The sequence below is a fragment of the Arthrobacter sp. H-02-3 genome (genome assembly GCF_003097355.1).
GTDB lineage: Bacteria > Actinomycetota > Actinomycetes > Actinomycetales > Micrococcaceae > Arthrobacter > Arthrobacter humicola.
The window spans coordinates 18,531-40,420 of sequence record NZ_PYUI01000006.1 but is presented as its reverse complement, the minus strand read 5'-3'; the positions used below and the strand labels follow the sequence as shown (position 1 = coordinate 40,420).

The window sequence follows — 21,890 nt, the reverse complement described above, 5'->3', positions numbered from 1 at the left end:
CGTGTCATAGTGAGCAGTAGCGAAGCCTCCACACAGCGGATCCCGCCGTTTATGTCCCTGGGGTCCGCACGTGCGTTTACGGCTCCCGCAGTCGCTCATGACTACTCCGGAACTCATACGGGTTCGGTTGCTAGGGCAACGGGAATGGCCGGTGTTTCACGTGAAACATCCCTTCCTCACACGGGCAACGTGCTGGACTCCATCGATGATTCCAGCCCCATCGCCCGCGAGCTCGCGCACGAGAACAAGCGCCGCGAACGGCTGTTGGGACGGCAGCTGCCCAAGCCGGAAAAGACCCGCATCTTCACCGTGTCCAACCAGAAGGGCGGCGTCGGCAAGACGACGACCACCGTCAACATCGCGGCTGCCCTGGCGGCAGCCGGCCTGAACGTGCTTGTGATCGATATCGATCCGCAGGGAAACGCTTCGACGGCCCTGGGCATCGAGCACCACGCCGACGTCGACAGCATCTACGATGTCCTGATCAACGACGTCCCCCTGAAGGACGTTGTGGCCCCGTGCCCCGACATCGACAACCTCATCTGTGCTCCCGCCACCATCCACCTTGCCGGCGCGGAAATCGAACTCGTGAGCCTGGTGGCCCGCGAGCAGCGGCTGCGCCGTGCAATCGATGTGTATTCCAAGGAGCGCGCCAAGAACGGCGAGGAGCGGCTGGACTACATCTTCATCGACTGCCCGCCGAGCTTGGGGCTCCTGACAGTGAATGCCTTCTGCGCGGCCGGTGAAGTCCTGATCCCGATCCAGTGCGAGTACTACGCCCTTGAGGGACTGAGTCAGCTCCTGAAGAACATCGAGATGATCCAGAAGCACCTGAACGCCGATCTGGTTGTTTCCACGATTCTCCTGACCATGTACGACGGCCGCACCAACCTCGCGGCGCAGGTTGCGGCGGAGGTACGGGAGCACTTCCCGCAACAGGTGCTGGGGGCTGTGGTGCCGAGGTCCGTCCGTATTTCCGAGGCTCCGAGTTACCAGCAGACTGTCATGACATACGATCCTTCTTCCAGCGGCGCCTTGTCCTACCTGGAAGCCGCAGCGGAAATCGCTGAACGTTAGAATCTTTTCAAAAATTGCACTAGCCAGAGCCAGGTGAGTCCCGGCTCTTCCACTGGAGGGATTTATCCATGAGCGATAAGCGACGCGGCCTCGGCCGTGGACTTGGCGCACTCATTCCAAGTTCCGCCGCGGCTAACGCCTCCGGAAACGGTGCTGCTCCATCCCGGCCCGTGGACCTCTTCTTTCCCGAAGCCCGGAAGAAGACTTCCGAGTCCGAGACAGAAACTCTCCTGGACGTCCCCGCCCCGAAAACCAAGGCGTCACCGGCTGCGGCCGCAACGTCCGACGACTCCGCCGACGTCCCGGCTTCTGTTCCTGATTCGGTTTCATCCGGTGGTGTCGATGCTGCTGCGAGGGCTGGCACCACGCCCGGTGTGGCGGGCACCAAGAGGGCACCCGCCCGGAATACGCCCGCGCTGAAGGCTTCAACTACCGCTGCCAAAGAGGCGGCCGCCGGGGAGCAGTTGGCCTTTGATTCCACTCCCGAGCACGATGACGACGGCGGCATCGAACTCGTGGCCGTGCCCGGTGTCAGGTTCGCCGAAATCCCGGTCACGGACATTCATCCCAACCGCAAACAGCCCCGGTCTGTCTTCGACGAGGACGACATGGCGGAGCTGGTGCACTCCGTGCGCGAAATCGGCGTCCTCCAGCCAATTGTGGTCCGCACTTCAACCGAAGAAGGTGGCGAACCCTATGAACTCGTCATGGGTGAAAGGCGCTGGCGGGCAGTGCAGGCCGCAGGCCTGGAAACTATCCCGGCGATTGTCCGTGATACGACCGATGACGACCTCCTGCGCGATGCCCTGCTGGAGAACCTGCACCGCAGCCAGCTGAATCCGCTCGAAGAGGCCGCAGCCTACCAGCAACTCCTTGAAGACTTCGGAACCACCCATGAGCAGCTCGCCGACAGGATCGGACGTTCCCGCCCTCAGGTGTCCAACACCCTCCGACTGCTGAAGCTTCCGCCCCTGGTTCAGCGGCGCGTGGCCGCCAACGTGATTTCGGCAGGTCATGCCCGCGCCTTGCTGGCCCTCCCGGACGCCGCGGCCATGGAACGCCTGGCGCAGAAAATTGTCTCAGAAGGCATGTCGGTCCGCGCGACCGAGGAAGCAGTGACCCTCTACCAAAGCCCCGCGACACCGGCCAAGAACAACATTCCACGTCCGGGAGCACGCCACGAAAGGCTCGACTACTTGGCGTCGTCGCTGTCCGACCGGCTGGATACCAACGTCAAGATCTCGCTTGGTGCCCGCAAGGGTCGTGTCAGCATCGAGTTCGCCAGCGTCGAGGACCTAAACCGGATCATGGACGTCTTGACTCCTGGGGCTTCCGGCTAAAGTCGCCAAGTCGTTTGGGGTGGGTCTGTTTCACGTGAAACAGACCCACCTTCTTTTAATGCCTTGCCTTTATGCCCTCGTTTGCCGCTGCGGGGGTGGAGGCCGAATCGTCTCACTGCCAGCGGCGCATTAGGTACACCCTGCCTGGCTGATGCCGCCGCCGCATCCGGCAGTAGTCCATCGTGGCGCTTGGGGAAATTGGTGAGATGCGTCCGTGCCGCCCTGAACGTGGTTGGAGGCCGGGTGGTGGCGGTAAGCTACTTGCCCGCGATGCGTAGATTGGTGCGGCAGGCGGCGGCTGGCTCCGTCTTCCGACTGGGTGGTGGATCCTGCAGAGCCCGCAATGGATGTTCCCCCGGGTCCACAACGCAAGGCAAGCTCCCGCGGTCGCAGTTCTCTTCTCCTCTAAATCCCAATGCCGCCTTCCAAAGCCCAATGCCGGCCTGCTCCGCGTGTGGACTCGCACCGCCGGACACGACTCCTTATCAGGGGTCAGCGGCGCGACGGGAGGAACACCGTGTTCACTTGGCTAACCGGGGTGGACGCAGGTGCCCTGGTCACCGGGTGTCCGCCATTCGCCGCTTATGGTCATGACATGGAGTACCGGACTAGTGGTTGTCCGTGCACGTGACAGCACACGCACTGGTTCGCCTCCAGGCGGCGAGGCTCTCGCGGATGGACAGCAGGTGGTCGGCTCTACAGTTGCTGACTGCGTCCACGACGGATCGCCGCTCGCCTGCGCGTGCGGATCATGAGGTTGTGTTCGCAGCGAAGTCATGGGGCCCACCGGTGGCCCCTGGGGACATCGGCCGGATTCCGTTTGGACAGAAATGACTCGGTGGCGTGATGACCGCCTGGATCCAGATCCATGACTAACGCAAGTAGCCGGGGCAGAAATGACGCCCCGACGCCGGCTCCCGGTACGCGGTACCCGTGCACCGTGTGACATCCGGAACGCGCGGCTCCTGTTTCACGTGAAACAGCGCCAGCCGATCCGAGGCCGGAGCGTGCATACCAAGGCCTGGAAGCCTGGTACAAGGGTTCTCCAAACAGGACGGACGCGGGCAGTAGTGCCTGCCGGCGGCAATTCGATCTCGGCAACTGGATCTCGGGAATCCGACTCGGCCCTGGCGATTGGGCGCCGGCAGGGCGACGGGGGCCCGAGAGTCGCCCGCACCTCGGAATTCTGGCCAGTGCCGGCAGGGCGCCTCGACTTCTCAAGGCGGACCGGAAGCGGGCAAATCCCACTCGCACGACAAGAAAAATAGGGAGTAGTGGACATCATTCGGTGCCTCTGGCCGACTGAACTCCCCGGATGAGAATGTCGCTCCGATCATGAGGGGATGGGGCAGCCGGGAGGAAGGCACAGCCGACCCTTTGGGTCACACGCCGCTGCCCGCACGGGATAGCCCAGCGCGTGCCGTTGGATTCACTGCCCTTCAGCCGGACCTCAGCCCAGACGGCGGAAGACTCTTGGACAGGACACACTCTGGGGCGCCGGTTTGCGGCAAGAGGCCGGCACCTGTTGTCTCCAATGCCATGTCCTCACTGCGTCGCGGCGAATAGCGGCGGCGGTGACTCGGGCTGTCTGTCCCCGACCACGATGGCAATCCGCTACAGCGAAAGTATTCCGTCACGACGTCGATGGACTGCACCAGCCCAAGCGCGAGGTGCGGGAGCCCCGGACCAAGCCTGGGGGTGTGCCATCATCAGCGTGGGCTCGGGTCTGTGGGTGCGGGCGTGGGCGTGGGCGTGGGCGTGGGCCCGGGTCCTGTGGGTGCGGGTGAGGGTATGTGGGTGCGGGGCCACAAGCCCGGACCTCCTAGCTGTGTCTACGGCGACCGCCAGCAATGTGGCCGTCTTCGTCGCGGCTGAGTCGGAATCCCCCGCGTAGGAGCAGTAGTGTGACTGCCCTAGACGATCGCGCTCCCCGGCTCCCCCGGTCATTTGCCTGGTCGCCTACCTTTTGTCCGAGCTCCGTCTCTGGTATTTCTCCGTGCGCAAGCCAGCCCCTATGTGTCGTACAAGAGGGCGCCAACGGCTCTCCCCCGTTAGGGGCAGCAAGCGCTCCCTCGATCGCGTTGGCTCGGACTTTCCCGCCAGCGGCATGGTCGCCGCCTAGTGCAGATGCTGGCATTGTTCGCCGATGCCAATGCCAATGCCAATGCCGATGCCGATGCGGACCAGCGCCGCGTAAGTCACGTCTATGGCCCACGGCAGGGGCAGGGACGTTCACAGGGACGGTAGAGCTTCACCCCGTGAGCGAGGCGTTCGTCGGCGGACAAGACGGCGCGAACTCGATCCATCTGGCAAGAGCGCGGATGTTTCACGTGAAACGATGCCGACTCCCGGCGCTTGGATGGCTGGCCAGAGTTGTGATCCATGAACTGGTCCGCGCGAACTCCGACTGCCCAACAGCGGGACGTGATTCGGCTTGAATGCCCCTACCTCGCGTCCAGCGGCTGTGCCGATCTGGAAGCCCTCCGCAGTGCCCGTACCATGTGTCCGACCGGCAGCGGCCGTGCTCGTCCGGCTCCTTCCGAGCGGGGGTCTGCGGCGCGCGCTGTCGCTCCCGCTGCCTCCGTCCATGGCAGTGGCTTGCCGGTCATCCTGAGGCCTCCCTCAGTCCGCCCTCCTGGCCGCCTTCCCGCCAGGCTGACGCCCATCGCACTCCCCCCGCCGCTGGCGGTAGTAGGCCCGTTGCACCAATTCTTCCTTTGGCCAGCCCTCGGCTCTGGCCTGGCGGTCACGCCGACGTTACCCGCTCTGTCTCCGTCGTGTGCGGTCAAAGGTAGCCCGTGGCAGGGCTGCCGCTCTCGAAGACCGGTACAGACCAGAGAGGCAGCGAACGAGTTTCTGTCCGGCATGCGAGCTTCGAGCGACAATATTGGACGGGGTCAACAGACGGAACCTGGAAGGAATGCGTAGCTCTTCAGCTGAACTATTCCGCCCGTGGCCGTTCACGTTGGTTCCACGGCTTCTTCTTCGATGGCGCGGCCAAATGCAAGGCGGCGCACCTCCTGGGAGGGCTGGCCTTCGGTGCCGCACGGAGGCGCAACCCGGTGGGGAATGGCGCCGGCGGATCGTGATGCCACCGACATTGTGATCTGGAGCTATAGCGCTACTGGCGAATCAGCCGTGAGGCACCAGCTGGATGGATTGTCGACGTGGCACTCCCCAGATGATCTAAGGGGCACCACGGAGACAGCAGACACTCCCAATCCACGGTGGATACATCGGTGGATATTACTGTGGATAACTTTGTGGATTAGTCTGCGAGGAATCCCGTCCGCCAGAGTGGATGAAGGTGAGGCGGCAGCGGCTGTCCGGCGCCGCTGCTCGGCCAGGATCGTGGAGAAGAGTTTCACGTGAAACATAATCTCCGTCGATGGTCGGGCTGCTTAAGGCAACACGCCGCACCTATCAATTCGCAGTGGAATGGTTAATTTTCCAGGGATTTTAGCCATCTCTGGTGGGCATTTCTTGACTGTGACAAGAGCCAGCCGTCCGGCTCCGCGGAGACCAATATCGAGCCCGGGATACCGCAGGCGTCATTACGTGTTCGCAGTTCGACCCGGCTCTGTGGTGTGCATCATGCGGTGTGAATAATCTCTCAGCACCTGTGGATAACCATGTGAATAACTTCTGTGGAGAACCTGGTGGAGACAGACGATAAGACAGAGCAGATCACTGGCCGGAGGAACCAGTCATCCCACAAGAGGGCAGTCGCTGCTCCCGCTTGTCGCCGGTCCGAGCCAGCCGCGGAGGGTCTGTGAACATTGACTGGTAGCACCAGTGCGGGCCGTCACCAACCCCGCCGAAGGCTATTGGATCGAATACTGACGGCGCCCGGACACACTCCAAGTGACACTGATGGAGTCTCACGGCGTAAGCCGACAGAGGATTCGTGACGTCTCGAGATGCCGTGGAAATCTCCAACATGGATTCGAGACGGCCCCGATTCGCCGAGTCAGTAGTGCGGAGTCCAGGATGGAGCGAACCCTCCCCTGTGGGTCGGAGGACGGCACGTGGGGACCTCGCGCGGTCTACCGCATCGTCGGGTTCCTCATCAGATTCGCGAGGCCGGCTATCGAGGCTAACCAAGCATGTGGAGTGCCGATTACGGGGAGCTCAGGGGGCATTGAAGGGCACTTGGATGCACGCGGCGTGAGCTGAGTAAAGAACTGCGCAGTGCCTGCTCGTAGAGTCTTGTCCTGAACTGAAGGGAGTACCATCGGGCTGAGCTCCACGCTGGAACGGGCCGGAAGCGAGGACTCGCTGGCGCCGTCGAGAACCACTTAGGAATCCGGCCCCGGGCCAGTACCGAGGCTGGGTTGACGAGTCCTTGCGACTGAAGTCTGTGGGCCCCGATTTGAGTTTGCGGCTGAATGGCTTACGCCCTGCTGCGGATCGGGCTTTTGCCCTGGCGTTCTTCGTGGCATGGGAACCGGGCTTCACGTCCTCGGTCCCTTCGGCTCCTGAGGAGCCAATCGGGGGATTGTGCGCGACAAGTCTCGCGGGCCGGCTCGGGAGTACGTCTGCCACTGTCGGGACTGCGTAGGCGGAGGCGCTGCTGAGATACCGTCTGCGGAGCTGAATCGCTCCCCCGCTATCCTCTGTCCGGGATTGGTTCCTCCCTCGCGCGGCCGGCAAGTCTGAGACCGCGATTTTCGCGGCCGCGACGTTGCGCGCCAGCGGGCGCTGCCGCCCGGGCTGAGTCAGCCTGTCGCGCGGTGTGTGCAGAATGTTTCACGTGAAACGGCGACGCCAAGGCCGCCGGGCCGTTAGGAAACCATGTGGCTAGACCAGTGCGCCGCCAACAGGGTAATTTGCAGCCACGGCTTCGCGTGGAATCTCGAACCGGGGCCCATCAGGCTTGGGCTGGATGAGGGCCAACCGGGATTCAGCGAGGAGCCCAGGTGCTCCAGAGACGCCTGTCCCCCATCCCGTCGGAGCCTGGCCGACAGCGAGACCGAATTCTCGACGCTCTCATGAGTGTGTCAGACGGCGAAAGACAGACGACGACAAGCACGGCCCCGGCGAACTTCAGCGCACGGATGAAAGGGGCAGCCGGGGATGTAAGTAATAGTCTACAATCATTTATGTAGGGGTGTCGATGTTCTTCCTAGTTGTTTCACGTGAAACATGACGCCTGCCCTTCTTAGCTTGGCGCCTCTATTCGGTCCAGACCATACGCTCGGATGGATTCGGCCCCTTGAATAGTACGGCGGAACAGCCTGCCTCGAGAGACTGAAACCTTCCTCACGGATGTTTCACGTGAAACACTGTCAGCGCCGGCTGATAGGGCAGCACCGATTGAAAGGGTGGCGGTTGGCTAGCGGTGGCCAGGAGGGTCGTCACGGCTGACGAACTCGCCTGCGGGCGCGCCGGCGGTCGTACCTAGCGCCACGGTTTGTGCGGGCAGCACCTGACGAGCCGGCTGTGCCTCCGTCAGGGCTACGTTGTGGCTGTACTGCCGAAGCGGGCGCACTGCCGCTCAGTGCACCTTCCCCGCGGCGCATCTTCGAGCAAATCGCCCTCAACCGGTGCTGTCAGGGGGAATCTGTTTTCCGCAGAGAACATCGCCCAAACTCGGCGAGGTTCAAAGGCATCATCCACATGCACTACATCGCCGTTCGTGGAATGCGGGCCGTGGGCATAATCCGGCCACGATGATCAACTCGGAGCCTCTTGCGGGCACTCGACGTTTCACGTGAAACAGCCGCGCTCCTGACGAGCTTCCGTTCCGGGTCCCGAGTGGCTGGAAATTTGGCAGAATCACCTGTTGCGATTGGTGAGTGTATAGGACGCTGCGGACGGAGTCACGAGGGAGTATGCGATGGCCACGCGCCGGCACGCGCGCAGCCAATGTTTCACGTGAAACACAGACGCATTCCCAGGAGGCCCGTCGACGTTCCCCGAAATGCCGGTTTCCAAGAATTCGCGTGGCCGATGATGGGCCGGAATTCCGCCACCGGACCCCTCTCGATCACGGTTTTCCGATCCCCGGTGAAGAGGGCCCGCTTCCTGAAAAACTAAAGGATTGGGCAACTCAATAAGACTGATGAAACCCCAAGGCGGACGCCTCTCTCAATCGAGAACATCCCAATCGGCCGGGCGCACCCACTCGTCCCTCCGAGCCCACTCCCCTCGGCCAGCGGCAGCCATGGCAAGGGACCAGAGCCGTGACCGGCACCCGGGCAAAAAAGTGACCCCCGCCAGAAGCGGGGGTCACCACCAGCCAACCGGACACTACGCCCCGAGATGCTCGGGCCTCAGCAAGTCCATCAAAAAGCTAGTTGCGAAACTACCGGTGAAGCCGAGCCGGAATTAGGACAGGACGTCCGCGAATTCCTTCTCGAAGAACTGCTTGGGTCGGGCGCCGATGACGGTGCTCTTGACCTCGCCGCCCTGGAACAGGTACACAGCCGGGATTGACGTGATGCCGTACTCGGCGGCGATGGCTGGGTTGTCGTCAACGTTTACCTTGACTACATCAACCTTTTCGCTGTACTCCACAGAGATTTCGTCGAGAATCGGGCCGAGCTTGCGGCAGGGGCCGCACCATTCGGCCCAGAAGTCCACAATGACCGGCTTGTCGGAGGCCAGTACGTCGGTGCTGAAGCTGGCGTCTGTTACGTCTTTTGCGTTGCTCATGACCTTTGTCTCTCTCTTCGGTTGGTTGCTGCGCGCCGTCTTAGGCGTGAAAATCTGCCAGGTAGTGCTCGACGTCGAGAGCCGCCACACAGCCGGAACCCGAGGCGGTGATGGCCTGGCGGTAGGTCGGGTCAATGACGTCGCCGGCAGCGAAAACACCCTGGATGCTGGTCTTCGAGGTGCGGCCGTCGACGGCGATGGTTCCCTCTCCGGTCAACTCGAGCTTGCCCTTGACGAGGTCCGTTCGGGGGTCGTTCCCGATTGCCACGAACACGCCGGTCACGGCCAGTTCAGTTTCCGTGCCGTCTACCAGGTTCTTCAACCGCAATCCGGTGACTTTGTCCTGTCCAAGGACGTCTTCGACTGCGGTATTCCACACGAAGTTGATCTTCTCGTGGGCCAGGGCACGGTCGGCCATGATCTTTGAAGCGCGGAGGGCGTCGCGGCGGTGCACCACAGTGACGGACTTGGCGAACTTGGTGAGGAACAGAGCCTCTTCCATGGCGGAGTCGCCGCCGCCGATGACCGCGATGTCCTGATCCTTGAAGAAGAAACCGTCGCAGGTTGCACACCAGCTAACGCCGTGGCCGGACAGCCGCTTCTCGTTCGGCAGCCCGAGCTCGCGGTAGGCGGAGCCGGTGGAAAGGATGATGGAACGGGCCTTGAAGGTCTCCCCCGTGCCGATGGTCACCGTCTTGATCTCGCCGTCGAGGTCCAGCTCGGTGACGTCCTCGAACTGGATCTCCGTGCCGAAGCGGGCAGCCTGCTTCTCGAAGTTCTCCATGAGGTCCGGGCCCATGATGCCTTCGGGGAATCCAGGGTAGTTCTCCACGTCCGTGGTGTTCATCAGTTCGCCGCCGGCGGTGACCGAGCCTGCCAGGAGCAGCGGCTTCAGGTTCGCGCGCGCCGTGTACACCGCTGCGGTGTAGCCCGCCGGGCCGGAGCCGACGATGATGACATCACGTACTTCGGAGGCAGTGTTTTCTGCGTTGCTCACTGAACGGTGAACCTCTTCCTTTGTCGATGCGCCCGCCTCGATGGCCGGCCACATGGCACAACTATTGCCGGGCATTGAATATTCCGGCCGACATGGGCGTCACGGAGCGACGCCACTACTCAGGGTACCGGTTTGGCGAGGCCGAGGCCGGAGAAGGCGCCCGGATGACAGGCCCGCTACTGCACGCTGTCCCCGAGTGAACGGTGTCCCCTAGTGCACTGCACCCGCTAGTGCACAGTGTCCGCTACTGCACCTTGATCTCGGCCAGGCGGAGACCGTAGCCATAACGGGTCTTGGGAGCGGCGAGCTTGGGAAGCGTCTTGATGGACACGATCACGTATTGCGCCGTGACCGGTTCCGGCAGCGGCATCGTCAGGTCCGGCGAGGTGAAGCTGTTGCTGCCGACCTGCTTCGCGCCATCCAGGGAAGGACGGTCGTTGGTGTAGACGCTGATGTTGCCGCCGGACGCACCAAGCTGGCTCAGAGTGACGGAAGAGACCTTGGAAGGGCCCTTCAGCTTGACGACGAGCGGAACCTCGGAGGCAAGGCCACCCCAGTCCTCCGTGGCGAATTCCATGTCGGACCAGTAACTCGCGCCGTTCCCGTCGAAGGTTTTCACGAGGTCGGAGTCGTAGTTTCCGGCGAAGTCGAAGTTGCCCAGTCGCGTCACGTCCTGAATGACGGGCGGCCCGGCCGCGGGCGCCTCGCTGGCGGTCGACGACGGTTGTCCCGTTGACTGTTCCGGCGCGCTGGTCGACGACGAGGAGGAGGACCCGGCGTTCGACTGGGGGCTGCTCTTGAAAAGGCTGCCGAGACTGGTGACCGCAAAGATGAGTACCACCACCAGGACGACAGCCAGTAGGCCGCCAACCAGCCACCGCATGGAGCGAGGCTCCCGGCGCGGCTCGTCGTCGTACTCCACGTACTCGTCCTCGTCCACGGCGGACCGGGCGGAGGCGGGGAAGTTGCCAGGAGCGCGGTCCGCGCTGTTGAATCCGGATCCGGCCAGTCCGGCGGAGGCGGCTGCGGCGGCGCCGTGGTGATCACCGCTGTCTTGGTGGTCTTCGACGCCTTGCTGAATTCCGTTGCCCTGCTGATCGGTACCGGCGTAGTCGTCGTCGGACCACAAGGAGACCTTGGGAGCCGCGGCAGTTGGGGGCTGCGGCGCTGCCGGCTCGGCCGGGCGGGGAGCTGCGCTCTCCTGGACGGGCTGGGGCGCCGTTGTTTCTTTGGCGTGGTGTGCAGCAGTCTCCTGCGGTGCAGTCTTTGGGGCCTTGGGAGCCCTGGCAGCCGCGGCCGCGGCTCCGGCGGCTGCCGCTGCTGCAGCGCCGGACGAGGGTGCGGACGCGGGGCGGGACGGCATTCCGGCGGCCGGGGCGGCCGGGGGCGCCGGCTGGTGTCCTGCGACCGGCTGGGTGTGCCCGTAATTGATGTACCCGGCGTCGACTTCCTCGTCGTCGTAGAGTCCGTCATACGTTTCGGGTTCGTGGGAGCGTGCCTGCCCGAAGATCTCGCTGCCCAGGGTATCGGTGAAGAAGGGCTCGATGTACGGCGGGTTGGAGGACACCACAAGGTCCAGCAGATCCGCCGCGGAGGTGTGGTTGGTGATCAGATACGTGGTGGCATCGCTGACGCCGAGGTCAAGGATCTGAACGCTGCCCGGCCGTTCGCCCGTGGCGACTTCGCGGGCGCTCTGGGCCACCTGCTCGGCGTTGCCCGGTCCGGCGACGAGGATGCTCACGGGACGGTTGAGCACCTGGTCCACACCGTCCAGCACCAGATCCTGGTCATGTGAGGTCAGTACAGTGGCAGTGACCTTGTAGCGGCCACCGAGTACTGATCCGACATCGATCGGGTGGGACACGGGCTCCTCCTAGACTGTCCGGGACCTGCCGACGTGGTCACTCTGTGAGCGACCCTGTGCCCTCCGGCAAGCCGGTTGACCGCTGGTCCGCAACTCCCCTTGTTAGTCTTCGATCCTAGCCGATGCTCTGTCCGGGCCGCGTGAGCACGGCGGTTTGAAACGGAGCCGGGCTCATTTTTTCTTTTTCCGGTTGAACGGGAAATAGGGGTTGTGACCGGCCGGTCCCTGATAGGTCCGGCGCCCCGGCAGGGGAACGTCGCCCCGGCCCAAACCGCCTTGCGCGGTGCTGGGCAGGTCTTCGGCCGGCAGGTAGCCGCCTTCCGGACCGGCTTGGCGGCTGTAGGGGAACGTATCTTCATCCGGGATGTCGGGACCGGCCCGGAAGGACGCGGCATCGAACTCGCCGGAAATTCGCGGAATCAGGCCGGTGTCCACCGAGACGGTGGCCCGCTCCGGCACCCTCCGCACCTCCGCCGCCCCTTGGGCGCGGGGCTCGGTGCCCTGCTCTGCCGGGGCTGCCCGGCGCCGGAGCCGTCCAAGGAGCGGCTGCAGGAGGTCCTGGAGCTCGGTCACACGGAACATTTTCAGCAACAGGAAGTATACGGCCAGCATGACGGGGCCGACGACGACGATCGTCACCAGAGCGGCGATCCGGTCGCTCCAGGCGAAGCCGTCCGGGTTGTAACTGCCCAGCAGCCACAGGGCCACGGCTCCGGCCAGGGCGGACCCCAGGGCCGCGTAGCCCATGCGGATGTAGGAGCTGGCGATGCGGGGGCCGTCCAGATGGCCCAGGAGCCGGCGCAGGAAGATCGCGCTGACGATCACCGAGAGGATATTGCCGCCGGTATAGAGGATGGCGATGGCGAAGATGATCTGATCAAACGGCAGGAACTGGATAACGAACGCGGCCACCACGTTGACCAGCGCCAGGACCAGCTGGATGAAGAAGGGTGTCCGGGCGTCCTCGTTGGCGTAGAAGACCCGCGACATCATGAAGTTGGCGCTCATGAAGGGGGTGCTGAGAGCCAAGATGGTGAGCGTTTGGGCCAGCATGACGCCGTCCTGACGCACCCCGCCGGAGAAGAACATGCCCAGCGGCCCGGCCAGCGCGAAGAGCGCCAGGGCGCCGAAGACGGTCGCCACGGCCATGGTCCGCAGACCGTGGGAGAGCGCGCTGCGCAAAGCAGCCCGGTCGCCGTCCTGCGACGCCCGGGTCATCCGGTTGAACAACACCGTGGCAAGGGACAGCGCAATGATGGAGTGCGGCAGCAGATACAGCTGGCTGGCCACCTCCAGCACGGCGTTGCCGGGGATGCTTTCCGCCGCGGGGTCCCCGGCCTGTGCCAGGCGGAGCCGTTCCCCGCCCGGAATCGTTGCGATGCGCATGACGTAAAGGAACGCCAACTGCCCGACGGCGGCCGTCGCCAGGGTCCAGACGCTCAGCTTCGCGGCATGGCCCAGCCCGACCCCGCGCCAGCCAAAGCGCGGCCGCAGGCCCAGGCGCAGCCGGAACACGGGAATGAGCAGGATGGCGGTCTGCGCGACGACGCCGATGGTGGAGAACCCGGCCACCAGCAAGGTCTGGGAGGACCCCCAGTTGTCGACCGTGTGGGGGTTGACGGCGTTCGCCCCCATGATGGCGATGAACATGCCCAGCCCGGCGATCGCCACGATGTTGTTAACGATCGGCGCCCACATCGCGGGCCCGAAGGCGCCGTGCGCGTTGAGGACCTGGGTCAGCAGGGCGTACAGGCCGTAAAAGAAGATCTGCGGGAGGCACCAGAACGCGAACGACACCGCGAGGGCCTTCTGCTGCGGCGAGTAGCCCTGGGTGGTCAGTTGAATGACCGACGGCGCCAGCAGCGTGATCGCCAGCGTGAGGACCAGCAGCACCAGCACCGCCAGGGTCAGCAGCCGGCTGATATAGTCCGCTCCCTTGTCCGGCGCCTTGCTGGCCTTGATGATCTGCGGCACCAGAACAGCGTTGAAGACCCCGCCCGCCACCAGCAGGAAGATCAGGTTGGGGAGATTGTTGGCGTTGATGAAGGTGTCATTGACGGTGGAACCCAGACCCAGGGCGGCCGCCAGCATCCACGTCTTGGCGAAGCCCAGAAAACGCGAAACGAGCGTTCCCGCGGCCATGATGGCGCTGGAACGGGCTTCTCCGGACTGGACAGCTTTGGAATCGGCGGGGCCGGAGGGAACGGGGGCGGGTTTGGCTGATGACATCGTCTTCATCGTCTCACCCGCGCGGGGCATTAGTCGCTATCCGGGGCCGTGACCGGCCGCTCGGGAACCTCAGCGGTCCGCCGGGAGGACTTCCCTGGCCAGATCCGCGATGCGGCGCTCATTAGGGAAGGACAGCTTGCGCGCCAGTTCCTGGATGGGAACCCAGGCGACGTCCACCGCTTCCTTGTCCGGATCGTTTTCTATGGTCAGTTCCCCGCCCGTGGCGCGCAGGAGGTAGTGGTGCACAGTCTTGTGGACACGGTGCCCGCTCACGGTGAACCAGTAGTCGATGCTTCCCAGCGGCGCCAGAATTTTCCCTTCGATCCCGGTTTCCTCGGCGATCTCGCGGACGGCAGCTTCCTCGTTGCTTTCCTTGCCTTCCGGGTGCCCTTTGGGCAGGCACCATTCGAGCCGGCCGCCGCGGTTGAGGCGGGCGATAATCGCGACCCGGAGTTCGGCGTCGGACATGTCCACCACGACGCCGCCGGCGGAGATTTCCTCCACGGTGGGAAGGGAAGCCTGGCCCGAGTGCTGGACGGGCGCGACATTGGCACCTATTGCCGACGGCAACGGTGCGTTTGTCCTCCTGCCGGGAGCGCTCGGTACGGGATGGGCCATGATGTCCACTCTAACGACTCTTGCCCGCTGTTGATGACCTAAACATGGCCGGAAAATGGACTGCCGGAAAACTGGGCTTGCGGTGCTTCGTCCGCAATCGTGACGAACCAGCCGGATCCCGGAAGGCTCCGGTGTGGTGCTGGCGCGGATTTCTGACAAGCTTAAGTAACTATGGCGCACGCACATCACAAGACTGACTCCCACACCGTTGCCTTCCAGGTGGATCCGGTGGTTCTGGAGCTTGGGCAGCGCTTCGTCGACGCCGGCCACGAACTGTCGCTCGTGGGAGGGCCCGTCCGTGACCTGTTTCTCGGCCGGATCTCCCCCGACCTGGACTTCACTACCGACGCCACGCCGGACCAGACCGTCGCCCTGATCAAGAAATGGGCAGACAACTACTGGGAGATCGGGCGCGCCTTCGGCACCATCGGAATGCGCAAGGGCGATTTCCAGATTGAAATCACCACCTACCGGGCCGACGCCTACGATCCTGAATCCCGGAAGCCCGTGGTGGCCTTCGGAACGTCGCTCACGGATGACCTGCTGCGGCGGGACTTCACGATCAACGCGATGGCGCTGCGGCTGCCCATGCTGGAGCTCGTGGATCCGTTCGGCGGCGTCCGCGACCTGCACGCCTCCGTCCTCGACACACCGGGACCCCCGGAAACGTCCTTCTCCGACGACCCCTTGCGCATGATGCGCGCCGCCAGGTTCGCGGCCCAGCTCGGAGTCTCGGTGCACCCGGACGTCCGCGAGGCGATGGCCCGGATGGCGGAGCGGATCAGCATCATCTCGGCCGAGCGTGTGCGTGATGAACTGACCAAGCTCATTTGCGCGGCACACCCGCGGGCCGGCGTGGACCTGCTGGTGGACACCGGACTCGCCGACCTCGTGCTGCCTGAAGTCGCGGCCCTGCGCCTTGAATCGGACGAACACCACCGCCACAAGGACGTCTACCAGCACTCGCTCCAGGTGCTGGAACAGGCCGCAGCCTTGGAGACGGGGACAGACGGCCCGGTTCCCGGCCCGGATTTTGTGCTGCGGTTCGCCGCTCTCATGCACGACGTCGGAAAACCGGCCACGCGCCGTTTTGAACCGGGCGGCGCCGTGAGCTTCCGCCACCACGACATGGTGGGCGCCAAGCTGACCGCCAAGCGCATGAAGGCGCTCCGCTTCGACAACGACACCATCAAGGCCGTCGCCAGGCTCGTCGAGCTGCACATGCGCTTCTACGGCTACGGCGAGGCCGGCTGGAGCGATTCCGCCGTCCGCCGCTATGTCACCGACGCCGGGCCCCTGCTGGAACGCCTGCACCGGCTCACCCGCTCCGACGTCACCACCCGGAACCAGCGCAAGGCGGACCGGCTGTCCTTCGCCTACGACGACCTCGAGGACCGGATTGCGGCGCTGCGGGAACAGGAATCCCTCGACGCCGTCCGCCCGGACCTGGACGGCGGCCAGATCATGGCCCTGCTCGGGCTCAGGCCCGGCCCGGTTGTGGGACGCGCCTACAAATTCCTGCTGGAAGAACGCATGGAGCACGGTCCGCTCGATCCCGCCGTCGCCGAATCCCGCTTGCGGGAATGGTGGGCGGCCCAGCCCGAGGCGGCGCCCGCCGGCGCCGAACCTTACACCACCGAGGAGTCCTAAGTGATTGCACCTTCCAACGGCCCCCGCCCCCAACTGTGGATCCTGCGGCACGGGGAAACCGAGTGGTCCAAAAGCGGTCAGTACACCGGGCTCACCGACATGCCCCTCACGGTGGAAGGCGAGCAGCAGGCCGTGGAGGCGCGCAGGGTGCTCGAGACTGTCGACTTTGACCTCGTGCTTACCTCGCCGCTGCGCCGGGCACGCCGGACCGCCGAACTCGCCGGCTACCCCGACGCCCAACTGGAGCCGCTGGCGGTCGAATGGGACTACGGCGACTACGAGGGCATCAGCTCGGACCTCATCCGCAAGGACAACCCCGACTACCTGATCTGGACGCACGGCGTCCCCAACGGAGAGGCGCTTGACGACGTCGCCGCCCGCGCGGACAAGATCGTGGCCCGCGTGCTGGAATCGGGCCTGGATAACGTGCTGATCGTCGCGCACGGACACTTCTCCCGCATCCTGACCGCCCGCTGGCTCGGACTGGACCCCCACGAGGGACGGCATTTCGTGTTGGGGACCGCCAAAGTTTGCACGCTGGGATGGGACAAGAAGACGCCGGCAATCGTGCGCTGGGGCCTCTAAATTCACCTAACAAAATAAACTTCAAGAAACTTTATGAATTCGGTAGGCAACTGCCGCATTCGTAGTGTATTTTTATTCATGACCCCAGAGCGACTTGCCAGGGTCACGGCGCGCGTCGCCCGGCCAGTCAGCCGGAGTCACGGCAGGACAGAAAAGGAGGTTGGGAAAATGATGATTACTTTGACTAGCGGATGGATGTACTCCACCACCGCCACCCCGGCCTCGTTCGCTGTACCGCGCCCAAATTTTGGACTGACCGTCTCCTAACCGCCCATCCCTCCCAGGTAACGCAGCCTGGGGACGGCGGCAGCGGGCTTCCCTGAGGGAAGCCTTTTGACCTCAGCCTGAACAGGCGGAACCACGCGGTTGCGCAGCGCCCCCATAGTTCGGAACCCAGCTTCTTGTTGGGGTTGCGGCACTACCGCGTCCAGGGCCATTCTCCATCGAATATCTCTCCGCACCCGGGGAATTCCGACTTAAATTAAAGCCCCGGAATTTCACGCTTAATTGTTGTGCCCGGACGGTGCCATTCGAATTCAATGCACATATGGCTTTATTTGTTGTGCCCAAGAACTGCCGCCCGTCAGTTTGGCCCGGTCATTTCCGTGACGCCCCGGCCGGCCGGCGGTTCCCCGACAGAAGGGTCTCCGTGACCACAGCAACCACCGCCCCAGTCCGCCGCACCGATCAAGCCCTCGAGAGGAGGTGACCACCATGATGACCAAGCTCTACAAGGCCCTGTTTCTGACCAGGAAGCCGACCCGCAAGGAGTCAACACGCTTCAACGGGCAACTCCTTGACCAGAAGCGCGACGACGTCTTCCTCGCCATTCACCAGGCCGGCCTCTTCCGCTAAGCCCCGGATGAACACCGGACGCTTCCGCCGCGGTCCCGTACAGGGACGAAATCGCCGGGATGAAGTCACGGACCGGCAGGACTGTCTGCAGCGAAGGAGGGGCTGATGGCTGACATCGGAACCCAACCCCGGGGAGCCCGTGCGGCGACGCACGGGCTCTCTCATTTAAGCCCCTCCGCGGGCGCCTCCGGCGCGGCTCTGGCAGTGAACCGACGTGCCGGCCGGGCCGGAGCGCGGCGAGCGGCAACGGCCCCCGGTAAGCTCAAGGTCATGCAGGAGACAAAGGCGCCGGAACACCGCAAACGGGTCCGATTGGTCATCCCGAGCCGCAGCGACCCTTTTCTCCGAAACTTCACGGAACTGGTAGGCGGCCCGTTGGGCCACCGCTCGGCGCCGGGGATCGTTTCGCCCGGATTCTTCACGGTGGACCGCGTGCTCGTGATCCTCACCGTCATCGCCGCCATGACCGGCATTGTCCTCAAGAACTACTGCCGCACCAACGGCTGGGAAACCCCCGGACAGTTCTACGCCACGTGCTACTCGGATTTTCCGGAGCTGTTCCGCAATCGGGGCCTTGGCGACGGCGCTTTCCCGTTCATCACCCAGGGGGCTCTCTTTGAGTACCCCGTGCTGATGGGACTCATCGCAGGCGCCACGGCGCTCCTGGTACCCGGCGCCGGTACGGGGAACCCGAGGGTCCTGGGGTACTTCGACGTCAACGCCACCCTGATCGCCGCCGTCTGGATCATCACGGTCCTGGCCACGGCACGGACGAACCGGCGGCGGTCCTGGGACGCGGCGATGGTTGCCCTGGCCCCCGGCATAGTCCTGGCGGGCGTCATCAACTGGGACATGTGGGCCGTGTGCCTGCTGGCCCTTGGCATGTATTTCTTTTCCCGCAACAAGCTGATCCTCGCCGGAGTCTTCATCGGCCTGGGCACGGCCACCAAGCTCTACCCGGTGTTGATTCTCGGCGCCGTCCTGCTGCTTGCACTGCGGACCGGGCGCATCCGGGCGCTCATGATCACTGCCGGTGCCGCGATCGCAGCCTGGCTGGTGGTCAACGTTCCCGTGGCCGCCGCGAATCCGGACGGCTGGAAATACTTCTACCAATTCACGCAGGAGCGTCCGGCCGGCTACAGCTCACCGTGGTTTGCCTTCAACCTGGTGGCCGGCCGCCTGGGCTGGAACCAGCTACAGGCCGAAGCCATCAACTCCCTCGCATTGGACCTGTTCCTCGTGGCCTGCGTCCTGATCGCGGTACTTGCCCTGACAGCACCGCGGCGGCCGCGGATCGCGCAACTGGCATTCCTGATCGTGGCGGCCTTCATCCTTACGAATAAGGTCTACTCGCCCCAGTTCGTTTTGTGGCTGATCCCGCTGATCGCCCTCGCACGGCCCCGCTGGCGGGACTTCCTGATCTGGCAGGCCATCGAAGCCCTGCACTGGGGCGCCATCTGGATGTACCTCGGGCAGGCCACCAGCGGCGGCTCCACCCAGCACAACATCGATATGCCGTACTACGTCCTGGCGGTGGTTGCCCACATGCTTGCCACCGGTTACCTGATGGTTCGGGTCGCTTGGGACATCTGGGATCCGTCCTCGGATGTCATCCGGCGGCTTCGCGTGGATGATCCCCACGGCGGCCCCTTCAACGGCGCCCCGGACTGGCTGCGGCTGGATCTCCGCCGACCCGCGGCGTCCCTGCTGCCGTGGCAGAAGGCCGCAGCAGGTGACTGACGTCGCCGTCGTCGGTGCCGGTCCTAACGGGCTGGCAGCGGCGGTGACCATGGCGCGGGCCGGGCTCAAGGTCCGGGTGTTCGAGGCCGCGCCCACCCCCGGCGGCGGACTGCGCACCGCCGAACTCATGGAACCGGGCCACTTCCATGACGTCTGTTCGGCCGTGCATCCGATGGTCCTGGCCTCGCCGTTCTTCCGCCGGTTCGAGCTGTCCCGGCGGGTGACCCTCGCGGTACCGGACGTCTCCTACGGGTCCCCGCTCGACGGCGGCCGCGCGGCGCTGGCATACCGCTCCTTGGAGCGCACGGCTACTGAACTCGGCCGCGACGGCGCCACCTACCGCCGCCTCATGGCCCCGCTTGTGCGCGGGGTGGAGGGAGTGGCCGATCTGACCCTGAACCAGCTGCTGCGGATTCCGCGGCACCCCGCGGCAGCCGCCGCGTTCGGCTTCCGGACGCTCGAACAGGGGTCGCGGCTGTGGAATGCGAGGTTCCGGGAGGACCTGGCCCCGGCCCTGCTCAGCGGCGCCGCCGCGCACGCCGTGGCACCGCTGCCCTCGGTGACCGCCGCCGGCGCCGGCCTGATGCTGGGTGCCCTGGGGCACGTCGGCGGCTGGCCCGTTCCGCGCGGCGGATCGGCCGCGATTGCCCGGGCGCTGACCGCCGACATCGAAGCCCACGGCGGAGTTATCGAGACCGGGACGCGGATCAGTTCGCTCGCCGAGCTGCCCCCGGCCCGGGCCACCCTGCTGGATGTGGCGCCCCCCGCGCTGCTGGGCCTGGCCGGGGACATGTTCCCGGCGGGCTACCGGCGTGCCCTGGAGGCCTTCCGCTTCGGGAACGCGGCCTGCAAGGTGGACTTCATTCTCTCCGGGCCGGTTCCGTGGGCGGCTGGCGGCCTTGCCGATGCCGGGACGGTCCATGTGGGGGGCACCCGGGCGGAGACTGCCGACGCGGAGAACCAGGTTGCGTCCGGCCGGCATCCTGACCGGCCGTACGTGCTGGTCTCCCAGCCCTCACGCTTCGATGCCGGCCGCGCTCCGGCCGGCCGGCACATCCTCTGGACCTATTGCCACGTTCCGTCGGGCTCCACGGTGGACATGAGCGAGGCTGTGATGGCGCAGCTGGAGCGCTTCGCGCCCGGATTCCGCGACTTGGTGATTCAGTTCAAGGTGACGACCGCCGCCGGGCTGGCAGCGTATGACGAGAACTACGTCGGCGGGGACTTCAGTGCCGGCCGCATGGACCTTCGCGGCATGTTGCGCCGGCCCGTGCTGAGCCGCGTTCCCTGGCGGACACCGCTGCCCGGCCTGTACCTGTGCTCGTCTTCCACCCCGCCGGGCCCCGGGGTCACCGGGATGCCCGGCTTCCACGCGGCGAGCCATGCGCTGAAAGACATGTTCGGGCTAGGCGTCCCGGACCTCGGCCACCGGGTCCCCTAACCCCAACCCGGTTAACCCGGCCCACACGAGGCGCTAGCCCAAGTGCGGCACCTCCACGGCCGCAGCGTCCTCCACACTCGTCGCCGTGTTTTCCGCCGCCGGGCGCGGGGCCGAAAGCCGTCCGTCGCGCATGCTCGCCACGGCATCCGTGAACGGCACGAAGTCGGTGTCGTGCGTGACCATGACGGTCGCCACGCCGAACTCGTCCGTAACCTCCCGCAGCAGCCGGACAATCGCCTCGCTGCGATCGTGGTCCAGGGCCGCCGTCGGCTCGTCTACGAGCAACACGGCAGGGCTTCCCATGAGCGCCCGGGCAATGTTGACGCGCTGGCGCTGCCCGCCGGATAGCTGGTGGGGCCGCTTCGCGAGGGCCTGTCCGAGACCGACGCGTTCCAGGAGTCCCGCGGCGCGGTCGGCCCCCGCGCGGGCGGCCCCGCCGCGGAGACGCTGGGTGATCACCAGTTGTTCCACCGCGGTGAGGGAGGGCAGGAGATTGGGCTGCTGGAAGACGATGCCGATCTTGTCCCGGCGCAGTGACGTCCGTCCGGCGTCGGAGAGCCCGCCCGCATCCTGTCCGTCGATCACCACCAGGCCGGCGGAGGGCCGGACCAGGGTGGCGGCGACGGCCAGCAGGGACGATTTGCCGGACCCCGACGGGCCAATCAAGGAGACAAACTCCCCCGCGTGAACCTTGAGGCTCACATCATCCAGGGCCTTGAGGGTGCCGTCTCCGTCCGGATACTCCAGTGTGACGTTGACAAGGTTCAGGGCGGTATTGTTCCGGACAGGGTTGTTCAGGGTGGAATGCATCAGATATGCCTTTCTGGGAATATAACG

General features: G+C 64.9%; 13 protein-coding genes. 7 read left to right on the top strand and 6 right to left on the bottom strand.

From position 1 onward, the window contains the following. Positions 1-9 precede the first annotated feature (9 nt). Entirely contained in the window at positions 10-1,077 is a 1,068-nt protein-coding gene (locus C9424_RS07820; protein ID WP_272914142.1) for a ParA family protein, read from the top strand. A 68-nt stretch (positions 1,078-1,145) separates the two neighbouring features. Continuing rightward, complete coding sequence (locus tag C9424_RS07815) at positions 1,146-2,417, top strand: ParB/RepB/Spo0J family partition protein (protein ID WP_116766327.1); 1,272 nt, start codon at positions 1,146-1,148, stop codon at positions 2,415-2,417. A 6,330-nt stretch (positions 2,418-8,747) separates the two neighbouring features. Here the strand turns inward: C9424_RS07815 and trxA are convergent. The 5 genes from trxA to C9424_RS07790 form a co-directional block, all read right to left on the bottom strand. Beyond that, the gene (gene trxA / locus C9424_RS07810; RefSeq protein ID WP_091248528.1) at positions 8,748-9,074 is read right to left on the bottom strand and encodes a thioredoxin; all 327 of its coding nucleotides are present in this window, start codon (positions 9,072-9,074) and stop codon (positions 8,748-8,750) included. 40 nt (positions 9,075-9,114) lie between these two features. Beyond that, complete coding sequence (gene trxB, locus C9424_RS07805; RefSeq protein WP_116766468.1) at positions 9,115-10,071, bottom strand: thioredoxin-disulfide reductase; 957 nt, start codon at positions 10,069-10,071, stop codon at positions 9,115-9,117. 244 nt (positions 10,072-10,315) lie between these two features. Beyond that, positions 10,316-11,935: an ABC transporter substrate-binding protein gene (locus tag C9424_RS07800; protein ID WP_116766326.1), complete on the bottom strand. Its 1,620-nt coding sequence runs from the start codon at positions 11,933-11,935 to the stop codon at positions 10,316-10,318. A gap of 171 nt (positions 11,936-12,106) precedes the next feature. Next, positions 12,107-14,173, bottom strand: a complete 2,067-nt coding sequence (gene murJ, locus C9424_RS07795) for a murein biosynthesis integral membrane protein MurJ (RefSeq protein ID WP_116766467.1) — start codon at positions 14,171-14,173, stop codon at positions 12,107-12,109. 60 nt (positions 14,174-14,233) lie between these two features. Beyond that, the gene (locus C9424_RS07790; protein WP_237563354.1) at positions 14,234-14,782 is read right to left on the bottom strand and encodes an NUDIX hydrolase; all 549 of its coding nucleotides are present in this window, start codon (positions 14,780-14,782) and stop codon (positions 14,234-14,236) included. Positions 14,783-14,953: 171 nt separating this feature from the next. Here C9424_RS07790 and C9424_RS07785 point away from each other — a divergent pair, with 171 nt between their 5' ends. The 5 genes from C9424_RS07785 (at position 14,954) to C9424_RS07770 (ending at position 21,053) form a co-directional block, all read left to right on the top strand. Further along, complete coding sequence (locus C9424_RS07785) at positions 14,954-16,432, top strand: CCA tRNA nucleotidyltransferase (RefSeq protein ID WP_116766324.1); 1,479 nt, start codon at positions 14,954-14,956, stop codon at positions 16,430-16,432. Continuing rightward, entirely contained in the window at positions 16,433-17,017 is a 585-nt protein-coding gene (locus C9424_RS07780; RefSeq protein ID WP_175460367.1) for a histidine phosphatase family protein, read from the top strand. Between the two features lie 714 nt (positions 17,018-17,731). Then, positions 17,732-17,872 (top strand): hypothetical protein, encoded by a 141-nt coding sequence (locus C9424_RS21645; protein WP_202615810.1) that lies wholly within the window; start codon positions 17,732-17,734, stop codon positions 17,870-17,872. A gap of 270 nt (positions 17,873-18,142) precedes the next feature. Further along, a complete protein-coding gene (locus C9424_RS07775) occupies positions 18,143-19,612 on the top strand; it encodes a glycosyltransferase family 87 protein (protein WP_116766323.1) in 1,470 nt (489 codons plus the stop codon). Beyond that, entirely contained in the window at positions 19,605-21,053 is a 1,449-nt protein-coding gene (locus C9424_RS07770) for a phytoene desaturase family protein (protein ID WP_116766322.1), read from the top strand. The genes C9424_RS07775 and C9424_RS07770 overlap by 8 nt, the downstream gene beginning before the upstream one ends. A 33-nt stretch (positions 21,054-21,086) precedes the next feature. On the opposite strand, the gene C9424_RS07765 is transcribed toward C9424_RS07770, so the two are convergent. After that, positions 21,087-21,863, bottom strand: coding sequence for an ABC transporter ATP-binding protein (locus tag C9424_RS07765; protein WP_116766321.1), 777 nt, complete (start codon positions 21,861-21,863; stop codon positions 21,087-21,089). Positions 21,864-21,890 lie beyond the last annotated feature (27 nt).

What these genes read in the sequence shown, in the direction of transcription:
- C9424_RS07815 (WP_116766327.1), top strand. Translation starts at nt 1,146, where the DNA reads ATGAGCGATAAGCGACGCGGCCTCGGCCGTGGACTTGGCGCACTCATT.
- trxA (WP_091248528.1), bottom strand. Translation starts at nt 9,074, where the DNA reads ATGAGCAACGCAAAAGACGTAACAGACGCCAGCTTCAGCACCGACGTA.
- murJ (WP_116766467.1), bottom strand. Translation starts at nt 14,173, where the DNA reads ATGAAGACGATGTCATCAGCCAAACCCGCCCCCGTTCCCTCCGGCCCC.
- C9424_RS07790 (WP_237563354.1), bottom strand. Translation starts at nt 14,782, where the DNA reads ATGGCCCATCCCGTACCGAGCGCTCCCGGCAGGAGGACAAACGCACCG.
- C9424_RS07785 (WP_116766324.1), top strand. Translation starts at nt 14,954, where the DNA reads ATGGCGCACGCACATCACAAGACTGACTCCCACACCGTTGCCTTCCAG.
- C9424_RS21645 (WP_202615810.1), top strand. Translation starts at nt 17,732, where the DNA reads ATGATGACCAAGCTCTACAAGGCCCTGTTTCTGACCAGGAAGCCGACC.
- C9424_RS07775 (WP_116766323.1), top strand. Translation starts at nt 18,143, where the DNA reads ATGCAGGAGACAAAGGCGCCGGAACACCGCAAACGGGTCCGATTGGTC.
- C9424_RS07765 (WP_116766321.1), bottom strand. Translation starts at nt 21,863, where the DNA reads ATGCATTCCACCCTGAACAACCCTGTCCGGAACAATACCGCCCTGAAC.